This is a genomic window from Shinella oryzae, from assembly GCF_023038235.1.
In the GTDB taxonomy this organism is placed as follows: Bacteria; Pseudomonadota; Alphaproteobacteria; order Rhizobiales; family Rhizobiaceae; genus Shinella; species Shinella sumterensis.
Window position 1 is genome coordinate 3,161,932 of record NZ_CP081987.1, and the last position, 20,096, is coordinate 3,182,027.

Sequence of the window (20,096 nt, forward strand, 5' to 3'; positions counted from 1 at the left end):
ACATGGACAAATCCGATAACCTCAACATCCCCTATATCCTGCCCTCTCAGGCACAGAAACACGTCACCCATAACGAAGCGATCAAGGCGATCGATGCCATGTTGCATCTGGCGGTGCTGAGCCGTGCGGTTACGACTCCGCCTGAAAGCCCCGCTGGCGGGGACCGTTACATCGTGCCTTCGGGCGCGACGGGCGCCTGGAGCGGAAAGGAAACAAGCGTGGCGGCTTGGCAGGACGGCGCCTGGGCCTTCTATGCGCCGCGCGAGGGTTGGCTCGCCCATGTCCTTGACGAGAACCGCATGCTGGTCTTCAAGGCGGGCGGCTGGATGGAGGCCGCCTTTGCCGTCGCCATTCCCGACCAGGTCGGCATCAACACGTCTGCGGACGCAACCAACCGGCTGGCCGTCGCGTCGCCCGCCTCCCTCTTCACCAATACCGGCGCAGGACACCAGCTCAAGATCAACAAGGCGGCCGTCGGCGACACGGCCTCGCTTCTCTATCAGACCGCCTGGTCCGGCCGCGCCGAGATGGGCCTGGCCGGCAACGATGCCTTCAGCATCAAGGTCAGCGCCGACGGCGCCACGTTCCACCAGGCGATCGTCATCGATCCCGCGACGGGGCGGCCCGCCTTCCCGTCCGGCGCGCAGGGCCTGCGCGAGCAGCTGACGGCCGACCGCACCTATCATGTCGCGCCGGCCGGCAGTGACGGCAATGACGGCCTGTCGACCAGCGCGCCCTTCGCCACGCTGCAGAAGGCGATCGACACCGCGCTGGCGCTCGATTGCGCCCGCCATGACGTGACGATCCAGCTGGCGGACGGCACCCATGCGGGCGCGAGCGTCTCCCGGCCGCTTCTCGGCGGCGGCCGGCTGACGATCCGGGGCAACGAGACGACGCCCGCTTCCGTCGTGCTGACAGGCGGCCTGTCCTTCGCCAATGGCGTCCATGCCAAGGTCTCGGGCCTCAGGATCGCCATCGCCACGGATCTCATCCATGCGCTTTCCGTGGGCAATGGCGTGACGCTGCGCATCGGCAAGATGGAGTTCGGCGCCGTCGGCGCCAATGCCGACCACATCTTCTGCGACAATCCCTGCAAGATCCTTCTGGAGGACAATTACACGATCACCGGCGGCGCGCGGCGTCACATGAATATCGGCGGCGGCGGTTCTCTCTCGGGCGCCGGGCGCACCTTCACGCTGACGGGCACGCCCGCCTTCACCCAGTTCGCCGCCACGAGCCATTGCGGCACGATCGCGCTGTCGAGCGCCACCGTTACCGGCAGCGCCACGGGCAGCCGCTACATCGCCGACACCAACGGGGTGATCAACACCTTCGGCAAGGCGACGACCTTCCTGCCGGGATCGACCGCCGGCACGAACCCCGCGGGCGGGATTTATGCCTGACCGCGAAACATAGCCTGCACTGCAACCCGGCGGCCTCTTGCCTTGAGGCCGCCGGGCTCGCTATGAATTGGCCATGTCACTCGAATCCGTCCGCGCCTTCTTCGCCGAAAAAGCCCCCGATATCGCCGTCATCGTCACCGAGCAGAGTTCGGCGACCGTGGCGCTCGCCGCAGAGGCGCATGGCGTCGAGCCGGCGCAGATCGCCAAGACGATCTGTGCGCGGGTCGGCGAGGACATCGTGCTGATCGTCGCGGCGGGAACGGCGCGGCTTTCGAACCGGAAGTTCAAGGAGCGCTTCGCCGCCAAGCCGCGCATGCTGGATGCCGAGCAGGTGGTGGCGGCGACGTCCCATCCGGTGGGCGGCGTGTGCCCCTTCGGCCTGCCGACGGACCTGCCCGTTTACTGCGACAGGTCGCTCAGCGCCTTCGCGGAGGTCGTGCCGGCCGCCGGCACCACCAATGCGGCAGTGCGCATCGCGCCCGAGCGCATGGCCGCACTCGTCAACGCCGAATGGGTCGACGTCTGCGAGTGAAACGGCGCGGCCTTGCCGGCCGGCCGTGAAAGAGTTTCGCTCAAATCCGGGGAAATCGCCGGCTAGCATCAGGGCGCGGGACATCGCAATATGACACAATCGTGATCCTGGTGCCCGCCTTCGGCCGGACGCCGTTCACGGGCGCGGAATGGTCGCGCGCCCGGGCTGCGCTGTCGCGCGGCATGGGCTGGAGCCGGGGTGCTGGAGGAGCTTGGACCCGGAAATATTCTTACAGTGACGCCGGAGGCGTCAGGGGGAAACAGCATGTTTGAGAAGTTCTTCAAACTCAATGAGCACGGGACGACCGTGCGCACAGAGGTGATCGCGGGTCTGACGACCTTCCTCACCATGTCCTATATCATCTTCGTCAACCCGGACATCCTGTCGACCACGGGCATGGACCGGGATGCCGTCTTCGTCGCCACCTGTCTGGCGGCGGCACTCGGCTCCATGGTCATGGCGCTCGTCGCCAACTGGCCGATCGGCATGGCGCCCGGCATGGGCCTCAACGCCTTCTTCGCCTTCACCGTGGTCGCGGCCCTGGGCTTCACCTGGCAGCAGGCGCTCGGCGCGGTCTTCATCTCCGGCATCATCTTCGTCATCCTGACGGTAACGGGCGTGCGCAGCTGGCTGATCGCCGGCATACCCCATTCGCTGCGCAGCGCCATCGCCGCCGGTATCGGCCTCTTCCTCGGCATCATCGCGCTGAAGAGCTCCGGCATCGTGGTCGACAATCCCGCAACGCTGGTCGGCCTCGGCGACCTCAAGCAGACCGGCCCGCTGCTGGCGATCTTCGGCTTCTTCGTCATCGCCGTCCTGGACGCGCTGCGCGTCAAGGGCGCGATCCTGATCGGTATCCTCGCGGTGACCGTTCTGTCCTGGATCTTCGGCGTCAGCGAGTTCCGCGGCGTCGTCTCCGCCCCGCCGTCGATCATGCCGACCTTCCTGCAGCTGGATATCATGGGTGCGCTGCATGGCGGCCTGCTGCACGTCATCCTCGTCTTCGTCCTCGTCGAAGTGTTCGACGCCACGGGCACGCTGATCGGCGTCGCCAAGCGCGCCAACCTCATCCAGGAGGGCAAGCCGAACCGTCTTGGCCGCGCACTTCTCGCCGACAGCACGGCGATCGTCGCCGGCTCGATGATCGGCACGAGCAGCACCACCGCCTATGTCGAAAGCGCCTCGGGCGTACAGGCCGGCGGCCGCACGGGCCTCACCGCCTTCGTCGTCGCCATCCTGTTCCTCGCCGCCCTCTTCATCTCGCCGCTCGCCGGCTCCGTGCCGACCTACGCGACGGCGCCGGCGCTGCTTTACGTGGCCGGCCTGATGATGCGCGAACTGACCGAGGTGGAATGGGAAGACCTGACGGAAGCGGCACCCGCCGCGCTCACCGCGCTCGTCATGCCCTTCACCTATTCCATCGCCAACGGCCTTGCCTTCGGCTTCATCAGCTATGCGGTGCTGAAGCTCTTCACCGGCAAGTGGCGGCAGATCCACCCGGCAACGGCCATCGTCGCCGTGCTCTTCATCATCCGCTTCGCCTTCTTCGCGGAGTAGGCGAACAGACAAAACGAAAAAGGGCCGCGTCATCGACGCGGCCCTTTTTCGTTTCCGGTTGTGCCTGGTGTCAGCGGATCAGGAACGGCTCGGCGTAGAAATGCTCTTCCAGGTTCACGCCCTCGCCGCCGCGGTCGATGACGGCGAAATCGGAGACGGCGTCGAGCGGCGTTAGGATGCCGTGCCAGACATTGCGGCCGATATTGACGCCCTGTCCGGACGCCGTGCGAAAGGCGATGGGGTCGGCCGGGCCATCGGCGGTTTCGTGCGCCACCACCACGAGGAAGGATGCGTCACCAAGCGGGATGAAGGCCTGGCTGCCGAGCGGATGGCGCTCGACCATCGCCAGCTCCAGCGGCAGCGGATAGGGTTCGCCGCGCAGCAGGCTGATCATCGGGCGGGCCTTCTCGCCCGTCGTCTCGATATGGGCGAGGTCATGGTAGCGCGTGCACTTGCCCGCATTGATGGGGAACCGGTGCGCGCCCTGTTGCTCGATGACTTGGCCGAAGGGCGCGAAGGCCTCCCGGGTCAGCGGCTTTATGTCGATGGTCTTCATGTTTCCTCCCACGGCGCAATGGCCAGATGCGGACGGGCACGATTGCCGTCCGGATGTAATGGCGACGGGGTGGGGAGGTGCCCCGTCGCCCTATGGATACCAGACCTTTGTCAGCCTGGCAGCAGGGCTTGCAACCGCAGCAGCGCGATCCGCTCGACCTGCTTGCAGGCGGTGGCGAATTCGGTGTCGCGGTCGTTGGCGATGCGCGTTTCGAAGGCGGCGAGAATGCTCGCCTTGGTGTTGTCGCGCACGGCGATGATGAAGGGGAAGCCGAACTTCTCGACATAGGCGCTGTTGAGAGCGGTGAAGCGCGCGCGCTCGGCGTCGGTCAGGGCATCCAGGCCGGCGGAGGCCTGTTCCTCGGTCGAGCTTGCCGTCAGCCGCTTGGCCTGCGCCAGCTTGCCGGCGAGATCGGGATGCGCGACGAGCACGCCGAGCCGTTCCTCCTCGCTGGCGGCACGGAACTGGAAGGTGAGGGCTGCGGCAAGGCCGATGGCCGTGTCGTTGGCCGGCGAAAGCTCGCCAGCAAAGGCGCGGCGCGCGATCCACGGCGAATGTTCGAAAATATCGCCGAAGCGCACCACGAAGGCCGCCTCGTCCATGCGCGACGGACGCTCGGCCGCGGGCTGCGGCGGATGGGTCCTCGCCCAGTGCTCGGCGATATCGACGCGCCGCGCGATCCAGACCTTGTCGTGGCTCTGCACATAGTCGATGAAGCGGGCAAGCGCCATGACGCGACCGGGGCGACCGATCAGCCGGCAATGCAGGCCGATCGACATCATCTTCGGGCTGCCGGCTGCGCCCTCGGCATAAAGCGCGTCAAAACTGTCCTTGAGATAGCTGAAGAACTGGTCGCCGCTGTTGAACCCCTGCGGCGTGGCAAACCGCATGTCGTTGGCGTCGAGTGTATAGGGAATGATGAGCTGCTGGCGGCCGGCGTGCTCATACCAGTAGGGCAGGTCGTCGGCATAGGTGTCGGAGATATAGTCGAAGCCGCCGGCCTCCGCGACGAGATCGACCGTGTTGACCGAACAGCGGCCGGTGTACCAGCCGCGCGGCCGCTCGCCGGTGACCAGCGTATGCAGGCGGATCGCCTCGGCGATGGCCTGGCGCTCCTCGTCGGCCGGCATGTTCTTGTGCTCGACCCATTTCAGGCCGTGCGAGGCGATTTCCCAGCCGGCCTCGAGCATGGCCGCGACCTGGGCCGGCGACCGTTGCAGGGCGGTTGCCACGCCGTAGACCGTGACGGGCACGGCCTTTTCGATCAAAAGCCGGTGCAGGCGCCAGAAGCCGGCGCGCGCGCCGTATTCGTAGATCGATTCCATGTTCCAGTGGCGCTGGCCGGGCCATTGCGCCGCGCCGACGATCTCCGACAGGAAGGCTTCCGAGGCCGCATCGCCATGCAGCACGCAGTTTTCGCCGCCTTCCTCGTAGTTCAGCACGAATTGCACGGCGATGCGGGCATCATCGGGCCATTGCGCTGCCGGCGGGGTCTCGCCATGGCCATGCATGTCGCGGCAATATCGCATGAACGCTCCTCCAAGGTTGGTATGGCGCATGTCTAGCCGAAAACCGCGCGCGTAATTTCCCCGGAAATTTTGAAAGTCTCGAACGATCTCGCTGCTTTTCAGCGGATTGGGGCTGACAGATAGTGAATGCAGGCGCATTGTGTTCGGGAGGGTAACATGCAGTCTCATCGCCAAGGAGCCGGCCGGCTCACGACCCATGTTCTGGACACGGCGCGCGGCAGGCCGGCAGAGGGCCTGCGCATCGATCTCTATCGGGTGGACGGCGACGCGTTGCAGCTGATCGGCACGACGAAAACCAACGACGACGGGCGCTGCGATGCACCGCTGCTTTCGGGCGAGACGATGAAGGCCGGCACCTACGAACTGCGCTTCCATGCCGGCGATTATCTCGGCCGCAGCGCAGACGGGCCGCTGTTCCTCGACATCATCCCGATCCGCTTCGGGCTTGCCGACGAGGACGCACATTACCATGTCCCTCTTCTCGTTTCGCCTTTCAGCTATTCCACCTATCGCGGGAGCTAGAGCCATGACAGCCGCAACGATCCGCTCCGAACTGCGCTTCGTCCTCAACGGGCAGGATGTGACGCTGCGCGATGTCGCGCCGGACCAGACGCTGCTCGACTGGCTGCGCGTCTCGCGCCTGCTCAAGGGCACCAAGGAAGGCTGCGCGGAAGGCGATTGCGGCGCCTGCACGGTGCTGGTGGGCCGGCTCACCCCCTCGGGCGGCCTCGTCTACGAGGGCGTCAACGCCTGCATCCGTTTCATGGGCTCGCTCGATGGCTGTCACGTCGTGACGGTGGAGCATGTCGCCGCCCGCGACGGCACGCTGCATCCCGTGCAGCAGGCCATGGTGGATTACCACGGTTCGCAATGCGGCTTCTGCACGCCGGGCTTCGTCATGTCGCTCTATGCGCTATGGATGGAGGCGCCGAACCCGAGCGACCAGCAGATCGAGACGGCGCTGCAAGGCAATCTCTGTCGCTGCACCGGCTACGAGCCGATCCTGCGCGCCGCCCGCGCCATCTCCGGCTATGGCGACACGGACAGGGATCCGCTGCTGGCCGAGCGCGCCGCGATGATCGAACGGCTCAAGGCGTTGAAGGACGGCGCGCGCGTCGAAATGGGCGCCGGCCGCAACCGCTTCGTGGTGCCGGCAAACCTTGACGATTTTGCCGCCCTGCTGGCGGCCGAACCCACCGCGACGGTGGTCGCCGGCTCCACCGATGTCGGCCTGTGGGTGACGAAGCAGATGCGCGACATCACGCCCGTCGTGTTCATTGCCGGGCTCGACGAGCTCAAGTCGATCGCGGTGCAGGACGGCACGGTGTCGATCGGCGCCGGCGTCACCTACACCGAGGCCTTCGAGACATTGTCCGCGCAGATCCCCGCGCTCGGCCCGCTGATTGCGCGCATCGGCGGCCAGCAGGTGCGCAATATGGGCACGATCGGCGGCAACATCGCCAACGGCTCGCCGATCGGCGACACGCCGCCCGCGCTGATCGCGCTCGGCGCGACGCTGACCTTGCGCAGGGGTGCCGAGCGGCGCACCATCCGCCTTGAAGATTACTTCATCGCCTATGGCAAACAGGACCGCCAGCCCGGCGAATTCGTCGAGGCCGTGCATGTGCTCGTGCCGAAGGCGGCGGAGCGGTTTGCCGTCTACAAGGTGACCAAGCGGCGCGACGAGGACATCACGGCCACGCTCGGGGCGTTCAGGCTTTCGCTTGCCGCCGATGGCACGGTCGAGGATATCTGCATCGCCTATGGCGGCATGGCGGCCACGCCGAAGCGCGCCTTCGCCGTGGAGACGGCGCTGACCGGCCAGCCGTGGAACGAGGCCACCGTGGAGGCGGCCATGGCGACATATGCCGAGGACTACCAGCCGCTCACCGACATGCGCGCCACCGCCGAGTACCGCGCGCTGGTCGCAAGGAACCTGCTGATGCGGTTCTTCCTGGAAACGACATCCGCCGCGACGCCCGCCCAGGTGTCCAGATACGAGGCTGCGTGAGGCCATGAACAAGCACACCCCCGACCTCAAGGCCGAGAAGATCGACGGCGGCGTTCATGCCAGCGTGCGCCACGATTCCGCGCACAAGCACGTCGCCGGCAGCGCCGTCTATATCGACGACATCACCGAGCCCGCCGGCACGCTGCATGCCGGGCTTGGCCTTTCCACCGTCGCGCATGGCGCGATCCGGTCGATCGATCTTTCGGCGGTGCGTGCCGCGCCCGGCGTCGTCGACGTGCTGACCCATGCGGACATTCCCGGTGAAAACGACATCTCGCCGTCGGGCATGCATGACGATCCCGTGCTCGCCGCCGGCAAGGTGCAGTTCCATGGCCAGCCGATCTTCTGCGTGATCGCCGAGACGCGCGAACAGGCCCGCCGCGCCGCGCGCCTCGCGAAAATCGACTATGAGGAAATGCCTGCCGATATCGACATCTGGGATCTCGATGCCGCGACCCATCCGCAGGTCTTCCCGCCGCTGACGCTGAAGCGCGGCGAGGCGGCCAGCGCACTCGAAAGCGCCCCGCGCCGCATCAAGGGCCGCATGCGGCTCGGCGGGCAGGATCATTTCTACCTCGAGGGACAGGTGTCGCTCGCCGTGCCCGGCGAGGACGACGAGGTGCTCGTCTACTGCTCGACCCAGGGCCCGAGCGAGACGCAGCACATGGTCGCCCATGCGCTGGGCGTGCCGAGCCATGCCGTCACCATCGAGGTGCGCCGCATGGGCGGCGGCTTCGGCGGCAAGGAGACCCAGGCCAACCAGTGCGCAGCACTCGCCGCCATCGCGGCCAAGCGCCTGAACCGCGCGGTAAAGCTCCGGCTCGACCGCGACGAGGACATGGTAGCGACCGGCAAGCGGCATGACTTCGCCATCGACTACGATATCGGTTTCGACGACGAAGGCCGCATCCATGCCGTCGACTACACGTTCGCGCTCAGGGCCGGCTTTTCGGCCGATCTCTCTGGCCCGGTCGGCGACCGCGCGCTGTTTCACTGCGACAACGCCTATTTCTTCCCGCATGTGCATGCCAAGACCGCGCTGTTGCGCACCAACACCGTCTCCAACACCGCGTTTCGCGGCTTCGGCGGCCCGCAGGGCATGGTGGGCGCGGAGCGCGTCATCGACGAGATCGCGTTTGCCGTGGGCAAGGACCCGCTGGATATCCGCAAGCTGAATTTCTACGACGCGATGGGGGTGGAGGGGGAGCGCAACCTCACGCCCTATCACCAGAAGGTCGAGGACTGCATCATCCAGCGCATCGTCGCCGAGCTGGAGGAAAGCGCCGATTATGCCGGCCGCCGCAAGGCGATTGCCGATTTCAACGCGACGAGCCGCATCGTCAAGCGCGGCATCGCGCTGACGCCGGTCAAGTTCGGCATATCCTTCACCAAGACGGAATCCAACCAGGCCGGCGCGCTGGTGCATGTCTATACGGACGGCTCCGTGCACATGAACCATGGCGGCACGGAGATGGGCCAGGGCCTGCACCTGAAGGTGGCGCAGGTGGTGGCAGAGGAGTTCCAGATCGATCTCGACCGGGTGAAGATCACGGCGACCACCACGGCCAAGGTGCCCAACACCTCGCCGACCGCGGCCTCCTCGGGCGCGGACTTGAACGGCATGGCCGCACAGGACGCGGCACGCCAGATCAAGAACCGGTTGATCGATTTCGCCGCCGAAAGCCATCAGGTCCCGCGTGACCAGGTGGTGTTCCTGCCCAACCGGGTGCGAATCGGCAATGCGGAAATGGCCTTCAACGATCTCGTGAGGAAGGCCTATGTGGCCCGCGTCCAGCTCTCGGCCGCCGGCTTCTACAAGACGCCGAAAATCCACTGGGATCGCTCCAAGGGGCGCGGCCACGCCTTCTATTATTATGCCTATGGCGCGGCCTGCTCGGAGGTCTCCGTCGATACGCTGACCGGCGAATATGTCGTCGAGCGCACCGATATCCTGCACGATGCGGGCCGGTCGCTGAACCGGATCATCGATATCGGCCAGGTCGAAGGTGGCTTCATCCAGGGCATGGGCTGGCTGACGACGGAAGAACTGTGGTGGGACGGCAAGGGCCGGCTTCGCACGCATGCGCCCTCCACCTACAAGATCCCGCTCGCCTCCGACCGCCCGAAGATCTTCAACGTCGCGCTGACCGACTGGTCGGAGGCCTATGAGCCGACGATCCACCGTTCCAAGGCTGTCGGCGAGCCGCCGCTGCCGCACGGCCTTTCCGTGCTGCATGCGTTGTCGGATGCCGTGGCGAGTGTCGCCGACCACGCGATCTGCCCGCGCCTCGATGCGCCCGCTACGCCCGAGCGCGTGCTGATGGCCATCGAGCGGCTCAGGGCCGAAAAGCGAGGCTAGGGCGATGACCGGCGCGCGCGAAGACATCCGCGATTTCCTGCGCCGCGTGCCCGCCGCCGTGCTCGTCGAGGTGACGGGAGCCGCGGGCTCGACCCCGCGCGATACCGATGCCTGGATGCTGGTGTCGGAACGGGCGATCTTCGCCACGATCGGCGGCGGCCAGCTCGAATATATGGCGATCGATCAGGCTCGCCGGGCGCTACGCTCGGGCCTTGCCGCCGAGCCGATGTCCGTGCCGCTCGGGCCTGACATCGGCCAGTGCTGCGGTGGGCGCGTCGGCCTGTCCTTTGCAGCCGTCACGCCTGATATCGCAGCGCGGCTGATCGCGAAAAGCGACAGCGAGATGGCGTCACGCCCGCATGTCTATGTCTTTGGTGCCGGCCATGTCGGCGATGCGCTGGCGATGGCGCTGTCGCTCGCGCCGCTGCGCGTCGTGCTGGTGGATAGCCGCGAGGATGCACTGGAGGCATCGACCGTTCCGCGCATCGAAACCTGCCTGACGCCCATGCCCGAGGCCGTGGTGCGCGATGCGCCCGGCGGCAGCAGCTTCGTCATCCTCACCCACGATCACGCACTGGATTTCCTGATCGCCGCCGAGGCGCTGAAGCGGCACGATGCCGCCTATGTCGGCATGATCGGGTCGAAAACCAAGCGCGCCACCTTCCGCAACTGGCTGTCGCGCGAAAGCGGAAACCCTGCGCTGAGCGAAAACCTCGTCTGCCCCATCGGCGGCACCACGATCAAGGACAAGCGCCCGACGGTCATCGCCACCCTCGCCGCCGCGGAAATCCTGACGGCGGCGCTGGCGTGGCGGGCGCAGCCGGCGTTACGGCCGATCAATCTTCCAAGCGGGTTTGCCAGGGATTGAGGCACGACACGCCGAAGGTCTGGAAGTCCGCCACATTACGCGTGACGAGGACCAGGCGATGGGCAAGTGCCGTTGCCGCGATCATCGCATCGGCGGTCGGTTGTCTGTGCGGCGTCGTCAGCCGGCCGGCAAGTGACGCTTCGCGCGTGTCAAAAGGGATGATCCTTCCGGAGAATTCCGGCAGGACGATCGTCGTCAGCCACGACAACAGGTCGTCGGCGAATGGCGGGTTCTGAAGGCGCACCCGCTGGATGCCGAACTCGATCTCCATGATCGTGACGGTCGAAATATAGGCCGTGTCGACGTCGAAGGTGCGGAGAAACGCCTGGAACTCATCCGCCTGCCGCTGCGGCCTGCGGGAGGCAGATAGGACATTCGTATCGAGCAGGAACGCCGTCAGAACGCGACATCCCGACCTTCGAACGTCACCCGTTCGGGCGTGAAATCGTCGTCGAAACTCGAATCCGCGTGGTTCAATGCGTCGTACAGGCTTTTGGGCCTGCGCCAATGATCCCTGAAATCGCTGTAGCGAACCAGGACATAACGCGCTTCACCATGCTCGGTGATGACGAGCGGCCCGTCATTCGCCACCTTCTTCGCCTTGCTCGGATTCTGGTTGAAGTCGGCGCTCGTCATGGAGGCAAAATCCATCGATCTCTCCATTAGTATATTTATCGGGAATATACTACTTTTCGATGTCCGATTCAACGGCCGGCTCCTCGCCGAGCAGTTTGCCGATCAGGCGCTGACAGCGTTCGGCCATGAAGTCGATCATCAGGCGGACCTTGGGGTCCTGGAAGCGCTTGTGCGGATAGATGGCGGCGAGCTGGGCGGAGGCGGGCGGGGCGTCCTTGAGGATCTCCACCAGGCGGCCTTCCGTAAGATGCGCCTTCACCTCGAACAGCGGCTTGTTGATGATGCCGCGGCCCTCCAGCGCCCATTGCGTCAGCACGTCGCCGTCGTCGCTGTCATAGGGCCCGGCCACCTCGAACTTGCGCGGACCCTCCGCCGTCACCAGCGTCCAGTAATACTCCTTCGAGCCGGGATAGCGTAGCAGAAGACAGTCGTGCTTGTCGGAAATCAGCGCATCCGCGTTGGCGGGCGTGCCGCGACGCTCGAGGTATTCGGGCGCGGCGCACAGCACCCGCTCGCATTTGAGGATGCCGCGCATGCGCAGGTTGGAATCCTCGAGCACGCCGAGCTTGAAGGCGATATCGACGCCTTCGGCAAGGATATCGACATTGTGGTCGGACAGGCGCAGGCGCACCTCGATATCGGGATACTTGTCGTGGAATTCGGGAATGCCCGATGCGATGAGCCGCCGACCGATGCCGAGCGGCGCGGTGATCCTCAGCGAGCCCTTGGGGTTGCGCGACAGGTCGGCGATGGCGCCTTCGGCCTCGTTCACCGCCTCGATGATCTTGACCGCACCGTCGTAGAAGACGCGGCCGTGCTCGGTGGGCGAGAGCTTGCGCGTCGTGCGGTTGAACAGCCGCACGCCGAGATGGCGCTCCAATTCCTTGATGCGATTGCTGGCGACGGCCGGGGTGACGCGCTGGTCGCGCCCTGCCGCCGAGAGCGTACCGAGTTCGACCACGCGAACGAAGACGCGCACATTATCGAGATAGGACATGCGTCTTTCTACCACATCGGCGTGCAGAGCAAAGAGCCGTCCATCTTATAGATTTTTTTGAAAGTGTTCGGGACTTCCCGGGATTTCCGCGAAAATCACTTGATGGCACACAAGTCGGTGAAGATCGGGAGGAGGCCCCCCATGTACGAATACGCCATCGCCTGGGACTGGCTGATGTTCGCCGTCCGCTGGCTGCATGTCATCACCGCCATCGCCTGGATCGGCTCGTCGTTCTACTTCGTCGCGCTCGATCTCGGCCTGAAGAAGCATCCCGCGCTGCCGCCGGGCGCGCATGGCGAGGAGTGGCAGGTGCATGGCGGCGGCTTCTACCACATCCAGAAATACCTGGTGGCACCGGCCAACATGCCCGAGCACCTCGTCTGGTTCAAATGGGAGAGCTACGTCACCTGGCTTTCGGGCTTCGGCATGCTCTGTCTGGTCTATTATGCCGGGGCGGACCTCTATCTGATCGATCCGAACGTGCTCGACGTTTCCAAGCCCGTGGCCATCGCCATTTCTCTCGGTTCACTGGCGCTCGGCTGGATCCTCTACGACCTCATCTGCAAGTCGCCCTTCGGCAACGACAACACGCGGCTGATGGTGGCGCTCTATTTCATCCTCGTCTTCGTGGCTTGGGGCTACACGCAGCTTTTCACCGGCCGCGCCGCCCTGCTGCATCTCGGTGCCTTCACGGCCACCATCATGTCGGCCAACGTGTTCTTCATCATCATCCCCAACCAGAAGATCGTCGTCGCCGACCTCATCGCCGGCCGCACGCCCGATCCGAAATACGGCAAGATCGCCAAGCAGCGTTCCACGCACAACAACTACCTGACGCTGCCCGTGCTCTTCCTGATGCTGTCGAACCACTATCCGCTGGCCTTCGGCACGGAATTCAACTGGATCATCGCCTCGCTGGTCTTCCTGATGGGCGTCACCATCCGCCACTATTTCAACACCCGCCATGCCAACACCGGCAACCCGACCTGGACCTGGCTGGTCACCGCGCTTCTCTTCGTCGCCATCATGTGGCTCTCCACGGTGCCGAAGGTTCTGACGGGCGCGGCCGGGGACGCCAGGGTTTCGGCCGCCCAGCAGCCCTTCGTGACGGCGGAAGCCTTCCCGAAAGTGCGCGATACCGTGCTCGGTCGCTGCGCCATGTGCCATGCCAAGGAGCCGGGCTGGGAGGGCATGGTCGCGCCGCCCAAGGGCGTGGTGCTGGAAACCGACGGCGAGATCGCCGCCCATGCCCGCGAGATCTACCTGCAGGCCGGCCGCTCGCATGCCATGCCGCCCGCCAATGTGACCCAGGTCTCCGACGAGGAGCGCCGCCTCTTCGTCGCCTGGTATGAAAGCGCCGTGAACGGGGAGAAGACCCAATGACCGAACGTCTCATTCGTGGCCGCGTGCTGAGCTTCGTGGCCGAACCGCAGGGCATCGACGATACAGCCTCGTACCGCTATTTCGAGGACGGTGCCGTTCTGGTGCGCGATGGACGGATCGTCGAGACGGGCGACCATGCGGATGTGCGCCTGCGCGCCGGCGCCGATGTCGAGATTTGCGATCACCGGCCGAACCTGGTCCTGCCGGGGCTGATCGACACGCATCTGCATTTCCCGCAGACGCAGGCGATTGCGTCCTATGGCGCGCAGCTTCTCGAATGGCTGAACACCTATATCTTCGTCGAGGAGCAGAAATTCGCCGAGGCCGCCCATGCGGGCGCGGTGGCGGATCGCTTCATGGACGAGCTTTTGTCGAACGGCACGACGACGGCTGTTGCCTATTGCTCGGTGCATCCCGAAAGCGTCGACGCCTACTTCACGGCCGCCGAGGCGCGGGGCATGCGCATGATCGGCGGCAAGGTGATGATGGACCGCAACGCCCCGGATGCGCTGCGCGACACACCGCAGCGGGGCTATGACGAGACCGCGGCGCTGATTGGGAAATGGCATGGCCGCGGCCGCGCGCGGTATGCGATCAGCCCGCGCTTCGCCATCACCTCGACGCCGGAGCAGATGCTGATGAGCCAGGCGCTCGTCGCCGAAAACCCGACCTGCTACGTCCAGACCCATCTTTCGGAAAATCACGACGAGATCGCGTTCGCCACCTCGCTCTATCCGGATGCGAAGGACTATACGGACATCTATGCGCGCTACGGCCTGCTCAACGAACGCATGCTGCTTGGCCATTGCATTCACCTCAGCGACCGGGAGATCGGCGTTCTCGCGGAAACCCGCAGCGTCGCGGTGTTCTGCCCCACGTCGAACCTCTTCCTCGGTTCGGGACTGTTCGACCGCGACCGCTTCGACAAGGCGGGCGCCCGCTGGTCGGTGGCGACCGATGTAGGCGCCGGCACCAGCTTCTCCATGTTGGAAACGATGGACGAGGCCTACAAGGTGCTGCATCTCAACGGCCAGAAGCTGACGCCGTTCAACTCCTTCTACCGCATGACGCTGGGCAATGCCCGTGCACTCGGACTGGAAAAGGAGATCGGCACTCTCGACGCCGGCACCGAGGCCGATATCGTCGTGCTCGATTCCCACGCCAAGTCGGCGATGGAATACCGCATGCGCACGGCGAAATCGCTCGCCGAGGAACTGTTCATTCTCCAGACCATGGGCGACGACCGCTGCGTGGCGCAGGTCTATGTCGCGGGCCGCCCGATGAAGGGCACGGCTGGGGCTGTGAGGCAAACGGTGCTGGAAACGGCTTGACGCGGCCGCGCCTCATCCGGCGTGCCGGCCACCTTCTCCACGCAGGCGGGGCGAAGGAACGATGCCGCCCCGGTTTCCCTGCATATTGAGCAAGGCATAGATACAATGTCCTTCTCCCCATGGGGAGAAGGAGGCTGGAGTAACCTTTCAATTCATGATGTGACGGCGCGGTCGCTATTCCGGTTTTGTCACCCGCCCGCCCATCGCCTTCGTCAATCCCTCCGCGGCTGCCCGCACGACCGGGCCGAAGGCGTCGATCTTGCTGTCGGGCAGGCGCACGGCCGGGCCGGAGACGGAGATGCCGGCGACGGCCTCGCCATATTCGTCGAAGATCGGCGCGGCCACGCAGCGCATGCCGAGCGTGTGCTCTTCGTCGTCGATCGACCAGCCGCGCGCGCGGATCGCCGCGATGTCCTCCAAGAGCGTCGGGATCGTGTCGCGGGTCTTTTCCGTGAAATGCTGCAACGTGCGGCCGGAGAGCAGCGCCTCGATGCGGGTATCTGGCCAGGTCGAGAGGATCGCTTTGCCGATGCCCGAGGCATGGATCGGCCCGCGCCGGCCGGGGCGGAAGAAGGCGCGCATCGGCGCGTGGCTTTCCACCTGCGAGATGAAGACCACGTCGCCGTCGTCCTCGATGGCGATGTTGGCCGTCTCGCCAAAACCTTCCATCAGCTGTTTCAGGAAGGGCCGGCTGATCGTGCCGAGCTTGCGGAAGCGCAGATAGGCGGTGCCGATCTCGAAGGCCTTCACGCCGATCGTCCAGGCGCCCGTCTCCACGTCATGCGCGACCATGCCGTGCTGGGCAAGCGAGGTCAAAAGCCGGTGCACGGTCGATGGCGCCATGCCGGACTGGTCGGCAAGGTCGCTGAGGCCGGCGCCGTCCGCCTGCGCCACGAGGTCGAGCAGCTTCAGGCTCCTGTCCAGCACCTGCACGGAGGAGGGTGCCGAATCCGCCGCCGGCTTGCGACCAGGGCGTCCCCGCGTTTTTTCCTGATGCTCTGCCATGCGCTTTTCTCCTGTCACCGCCGTCATGACATAGCTGCCCCGGATCGATTGTTCCAGATTCGTTGAAAATGTTTATTTCCATATAGTGAGATTGATTTCCATTTTATGATTGCGCGGATCGGCGGATGCGGTACCTTTGTCATCAGAGACGGAGGAAATCCCATGGCGAAAATGCGTGCTGTCGATGCAGCGGTGCTGGTTCTGGAAAAGGAAGGCGTCGATTGCGCCTTCGGCGTTCCGGGTGCCGCGATCAATCCCTTCTACGCGGCGCTGAAGGCGCGGGGCTCCGTGCGGCATATCCTGGCGCGGCACGTCGAGGGCGCAAGCCACATGGCGGAGGGCTATACGAGGGCGCGCGCCGGCAATATCGGCCTGTGCATCGGCACGTCCGGCCCGGCCGGCACCGACATGATCACGGGCCTCTATTCGGCATCCGCCGATTCGATCCCGATCCTCTGCATCACCGGGCAGGCGCCGCGCGCGCGCCTCGACAAGGAGGATTTCCAGGCGGTGGATATCGCCAAGATCGCGGCCCCCGTCACCAAATGGGCCGTCACGGTCATGGAGCCGGGCCTTGTTCCCTATGTCTTCCAGAAGGCGTTCCACACCATGCGCTCTGGCCGTCCCGGCCCGGTCCTGATCGACCTGCCGATCGACGTGCAGCTTGCCGAAATCGAATTCGACATCGACGCCTATGCGCCGCTCGAGCCCTACAAGCCGGCTGCGACCCGCGCCCAGGCGGAAAAGGCGCTCGCCATGCTGAACGCGGCCGAGCGGCCGCTGATCGTGGCCGGCGGCGGCATCATCAATGCGGATGCCTCGGACCTGCTGGTGGAATTCGCCGAAATCGTCGGCGTTCCCGTCATCCCGACCCTGATGGGCTGGGGCGTCATCCCGGACGATCACCGCCTGATGGCCGGCATGTGCGGCCTCCAGACCTCGCATCGCTACGGCAATGCGACGCTGCTCGCCTCGGACTTCGTGCTCGGCATCGGCAACCGCTGGGCCAACCGCCACACCGGCAACATCGCCACCTATACGGAAGGCCGGACATTCGTGCATGTCGATATCGAGCCGACCCAGATCGGCCGCGTCTTCACGCCGGATTTCGGCATCGTGTCGGATGCGGGCGCGGCGTTGAAGGTCCTGCTCGACGTTGCCACCGAATGGAAGGTCGCGGGCAAGCTGCGCGACTGGTCCGCCTGGGGCGAGGAATGCCGTGAGCGCAAGCGCACCATGCTGCGCAAGACCCATTTCAACCAGACCCCGCTCAAGCCGCAGCGCGTCTACGAGGAGATGAACAAGGCTTTCGACCGCGACACCTGCTACGTCTCGACCATCGGTCTTTCCCAGATCGCCGGCGCGCAGTTCCTGCATGTCTACAAGCCGCGCAACTGGATCAACTGCGGCCAGGCCGGCCCGCTCGGCTGGACGCTGCCGGCAGCACTCGGCGTGCGTGCGGCCGATCCCGACCGCCCCATCGTCGCGCTGTCGGGAGACTATGATTTCCAGTTCCTGATCGAGGAACTGGCCGTCGGCGCACAGCACAGGCTGCCCTATCTGCATGTGGTCGTGAACAATTCCTATCTCGGGCTGATCCGTCAGGCCCAGCGCGGCTTCAACATGGATTTCGAAGTGTCGCTCGCCTTCGACAACATCAACGCCACGGCCGATTCGGAAGCCGGCTACGGGGTCGACCATGTCGCGGTCGCCGAAGGCCTCGGCTGCAAGGCGCTCCGGGTGCGCAGCCCGAACGAATTCCAGGAAGCCTTCGCCACAGCGCAGCGGTTGATGAAGGAGCATCAGGTGCCCGTCGTCATCGAGTTCATCCTCGAGCGCGTCACCAACATCGCCATGGGCGCCGACATCGACGCCGTGGTGGAGTTCGAGGAACTCGCTGAACGCGGCGAGGATGCGCCGACGGCGACACTTGCGGCCCTGCTGGATTAAGTGTGGGTCGGACTGAATTCGGGAGACGATGACATGCTGAAATTTGCGGCCAACCTGACCATGCTGTTCAACGAAGTGCCCTTCATGGAGCGCTTCGCGCTTGCCGCCAAGGCCGGCTTCGAGGGGGTGGAATATCTCTTCCCCTACGATTTCGACCGCGAGGCGCTGCGTGCGGCGCTCGATCTGCACGGCCTGACGCAGGTGCTGCACAACCTGCCGGCCGGCAACTGGGCCGGCGGCGAGCGCGGCATCGCCGTGCTGCCCGACCGGATCGACGAGTTCCGGCGCGGCGTCGCGACGGCCATCGAATACGCCACGGCGCTCGGCTGCAAGCAGGTCAACTGCCTGTCCGGCATCGCGCCGGTCGGCGTGTCCGACGATGTGCTGCGCACCACGTTCGTTTCGAACCTGAAGCTTGCGGCGGATGAATTCGAAAAACACGGAATCCGGCTTCTGATCGAGCCGATCAACCGGTTCGATATTCCGGGCTTCTACCTCAACACGCCGGATCAGGCCGCCTCCATCATCGCGGAGGTCGGCTCGGACAACCTGTTCATCCAGTACGACCTCTACCACCAGCAGCGCACCGGGGGCGAACTGATCGGCACGTTCCAGAAGCATCAGGCGAAGATCGCCCATATCCAGCTGGCCGACAATCCCGGCCGCAACGAGCCGGGCACCGGCGAGATCGCCTGGCCCTTCGTGTTCCGCACGCTGGATGCGCTGGGTTACGACGGCTGGATCGGCTGCGAATACAAGCCGCGCACCACCACAGCCGAAGGCCTCGGCTGGCTGACGGATATCGGCCGCTGAGCCGGCAAAGAGTTTAGGATCGGGAGTTCATCATGGCACATATCGGTTTCATCGGCCTCGGCATCATGGGCACGCCCATGGCGCGTCATCTTCAGGATGCCGGACACACGGTCGTCACGTCGCGGCATATCGTGCCGCCGCGCCAGGAGCTGGTCGACAACGGCCTTGAGGTGGTCGACAGCCCGAAGGCGCTGGCCGAAAGCGTCGACACGATCATCCTGATGCTGCCCGACACGCCGGAGGTGAAGGATGTGCTGTTCGGCGAGAACGGCGTGGCGTTCGGCCTGTCCGCCGGCAAGCTGGTCATCGACATGAGCTCGATCTCGCCGATCGAGACGAAGGAATTCGCAAAAAAGGTCCGCGAGACGGGGGCGGAATATATCGATGCTCCGGTCTCCGGCGGCGAGGTGGGCGCGCGCAACGCCTCGCTCTCCATCATGGCGGGCGGGTCGCAGGACAGTTTCGACCGGGCGCTGCCGCTGTTGCAGCTGATGGGCAAGAACATCACGCTGGTCGGCGATTGCGGCGACGGACAGGTGACGAAGGTCGCCAACCAGATCATCGTGGCGCTGACCATCGAGGCCGTCGCCGAGGCGCTGGTCTTCGCGTCCAAGGCCGGTGCCGATCCCGCCCGTGTGCGCTCGGCACTCATGGGCGGCTTCGCCTCCTCGCGCATTCTGGAAGTGCATGGCGATCGCATGGTCAAGCGCACCTTCGATCCCGGCTTCCGCATCGCGCTGCACCAGAAGGATCTCAATCTCGCGCTGCAGGGCGCCAGGGCGCTCGGCGTCTCGCTGCCCAACACGGCGGCCACGCAGGAGCTGTTCAACCAGTGCGCCGCGCACGGCGATGCCGGTCTCGATCACTCAGGTCTCGTCACGGCGCTTGAGCGCATGGCGAACCACGCCGTCGCCTGACGACGGCCTGGCCGGGCGGGGAGGGGAGCCCCGCCCGGCACCCCTTTCCACCCTTTAGCGCCATTGAATGAGCATGAGGCATTGTCGGCCATTTCCCCCTTCTCCCCCACGGGGAGAAGGTGCCCGAAGGGCGGATGAGGGGCCGGCACGCTGTTGATGTCTGCGCCACCCCCCTCATCCCGCGGCCGCGACCTTCTCCCCGCGGGGGAGAAGGGGGAGGTGGCTTGCTTCATTTTCAAACGCGACCGC

At 65.4% G+C, this 20,096-nt stretch carries 18 protein-coding genes; 12 read left to right on the forward strand and 6 right to left on the reverse strand.

The window, feature by feature from the left end:
• Window positions 1-2: 2 nt before the first annotated feature.
• The 3 genes from K6301_RS15360 (at window position 3) to K6301_RS15370 (ending at window position 3,492) form a co-directional block, all read left to right on the forward strand.
• Window positions 3-1,403 (forward strand): DUF2793 domain-containing protein, encoded by a 1,401-nt coding sequence (locus K6301_RS15360; protein ID WP_247218163.1) that lies wholly within the window; start codon window positions 3-5, stop codon window positions 1,401-1,403.
• Between the two features lie 73 nt (window positions 1,404-1,476).
• Entirely contained in the window at window positions 1,477-1,935 is a 459-nt protein-coding gene (locus tag K6301_RS15365; RefSeq protein WP_247218165.1) for a YbaK/EbsC family protein, read from the forward strand.
• A 264-nt stretch (window positions 1,936-2,199) separates the two neighbouring features.
• On the forward strand, window positions 2,200-3,492 hold the full coding sequence (locus K6301_RS15370) for an NCS2 family permease (protein WP_241947599.1): 1,293 nt from the start codon (window positions 2,200-2,202) through the stop codon (window positions 3,490-3,492).
• A 70-nt stretch (window positions 3,493-3,562) separates the two neighbouring features.
• Here the strand turns inward: K6301_RS15370 and K6301_RS15375 are convergent, their stop codons facing one another.
• A complete protein-coding gene (locus K6301_RS15375; RefSeq protein ID WP_247218167.1) occupies window positions 3,563-4,048 on the reverse strand; it encodes an ureidoglycolate lyase in 486 nt (161 codons plus the stop codon).
• A 110-nt stretch (window positions 4,049-4,158) separates the two neighbouring features.
• Window positions 4,159-5,577, reverse strand: coding sequence for an allantoinase PuuE (puuE, locus tag K6301_RS15380; protein ID WP_247218170.1), 1,419 nt, complete (start codon window positions 5,575-5,577; stop codon window positions 4,159-4,161).
• 156 nt (window positions 5,578-5,733) lie between these two features.
• On the opposite strand from puuE, the gene uraH reads away from it, so the two are divergent.
• From uraH to xdhC, 4 genes are read left to right on the forward strand one after another with little or no spacing between them, the layout of a single operon-like run.
• Window positions 5,734-6,099 (forward strand): hydroxyisourate hydrolase, encoded by a 366-nt coding sequence (gene uraH / locus K6301_RS15385; RefSeq protein ID WP_134650496.1) that lies wholly within the window; start codon window positions 5,734-5,736, stop codon window positions 6,097-6,099.
• Window positions 6,100-6,103: 4 nt separating this feature from the next.
• Entirely contained in the window at window positions 6,104-7,588 is a 1,485-nt protein-coding gene (gene xdhA / locus K6301_RS15390) for a xanthine dehydrogenase small subunit (protein ID WP_247218173.1), read from the forward strand.
• A 4-nt stretch (window positions 7,589-7,592) separates the two neighbouring features.
• Window positions 7,593-9,947 (forward strand): xanthine dehydrogenase molybdopterin binding subunit, encoded by a 2,355-nt coding sequence (xdhB, locus tag K6301_RS15395; protein ID WP_247218175.1) that lies wholly within the window; start codon window positions 7,593-7,595, stop codon window positions 9,945-9,947.
• Window positions 9,948-9,951: 4 nt separating this feature from the next.
• Complete coding sequence (gene xdhC, locus K6301_RS15400) at window positions 9,952-10,815, forward strand: xanthine dehydrogenase accessory protein XdhC (RefSeq protein ID WP_247218177.1); 864 nt, start codon at window positions 9,952-9,954, stop codon at window positions 10,813-10,815.
• On the opposite strand, the gene K6301_RS15405 is transcribed toward xdhC, so the two are convergent.
• The 3 genes from K6301_RS15405 to K6301_RS15415 are packed head-to-tail and all read right to left on the reverse strand — an operon-like array spanning window position 10,784 to window position 12,448.
• Complete coding sequence (locus tag K6301_RS15405; RefSeq protein ID WP_247218180.1) at window positions 10,784-11,323, reverse strand: type II toxin-antitoxin system VapC family toxin; 540 nt, start codon at window positions 11,321-11,323, stop codon at window positions 10,784-10,786. The two genes, xdhC and K6301_RS15405, sit on opposite strands and share 32 nt — an antisense overlap.
• Window positions 11,212-11,451, reverse strand: coding sequence for a type II toxin-antitoxin system Phd/YefM family antitoxin (locus tag K6301_RS15410; protein ID WP_247218182.1), 240 nt, complete (start codon window positions 11,449-11,451; stop codon window positions 11,212-11,214). Before K6301_RS15410 ends, K6301_RS15405 begins: the two co-directional genes overlap by 112 nt.
• 49 nt (window positions 11,452-11,500) lie before the next feature.
• Complete coding sequence (locus K6301_RS15415; protein WP_247218184.1) at window positions 11,501-12,448, reverse strand: LysR family transcriptional regulator; 948 nt, start codon at window positions 12,446-12,448, stop codon at window positions 11,501-11,503.
• 141 nt (window positions 12,449-12,589) lie between these two features.
• On the opposite strand from K6301_RS15415, the gene K6301_RS15420 reads away from it, so the two are divergent.
• Both K6301_RS15420 and guaD read left to right on the forward strand, forming a co-directional pair.
• Window positions 12,590-13,831: a urate hydroxylase PuuD gene (locus K6301_RS15420; RefSeq protein ID WP_247218186.1), complete on the forward strand. Its 1,242-nt coding sequence runs from the start codon at window positions 12,590-12,592 to the stop codon at window positions 13,829-13,831.
• Entirely contained in the window at window positions 13,828-15,162 is a 1,335-nt protein-coding gene (gene guaD / locus K6301_RS15425; protein ID WP_247218188.1) for a guanine deaminase, read from the forward strand. The genes K6301_RS15420 and guaD overlap by 4 nt, the downstream gene beginning before the upstream one ends.
• Before the next feature lie 174 nt (window positions 15,163-15,336).
• Here the strand turns inward: guaD and bhcR are convergent, their stop codons facing one another.
• Window positions 15,337-16,167 carry an HTH-type transcriptional regulator BhcR gene (bhcR, locus tag K6301_RS15430; protein ID WP_247218191.1) on the reverse strand — a complete coding sequence of 277 codons (831 nt, stop codon included), beginning with the start codon at window positions 16,165-16,167 and terminating at the stop codon, window positions 15,337-15,339.
• Between the two features lie 162 nt (window positions 16,168-16,329).
• Between bhcR and gcl the strand changes: the two genes are divergently transcribed.
• The 3 genes from gcl to K6301_RS15445 are packed head-to-tail and all read left to right on the forward strand — an operon-like array spanning window position 16,330 to window position 19,847.
• Window positions 16,330-18,117, forward strand: a complete 1,788-nt coding sequence (gcl, locus tag K6301_RS15435; protein WP_247218193.1) for a glyoxylate carboligase — start codon at window positions 16,330-16,332, stop codon at window positions 18,115-18,117.
• Between the two features lie 33 nt (window positions 18,118-18,150).
• Complete coding sequence (gene hyi / locus K6301_RS15440; protein ID WP_247218195.1) at window positions 18,151-18,930, forward strand: hydroxypyruvate isomerase; 780 nt, start codon at window positions 18,151-18,153, stop codon at window positions 18,928-18,930.
• 32 nt (window positions 18,931-18,962) lie between these two features.
• The gene (locus K6301_RS15445) at window positions 18,963-19,847 is read left to right on the forward strand and encodes a 2-hydroxy-3-oxopropionate reductase (RefSeq protein WP_247218197.1); all 885 of its coding nucleotides are present in this window, start codon (window positions 18,963-18,965) and stop codon (window positions 19,845-19,847) included.
• The last annotated feature ends 249 nt before the right edge of the window (window positions 19,848-20,096 follow it).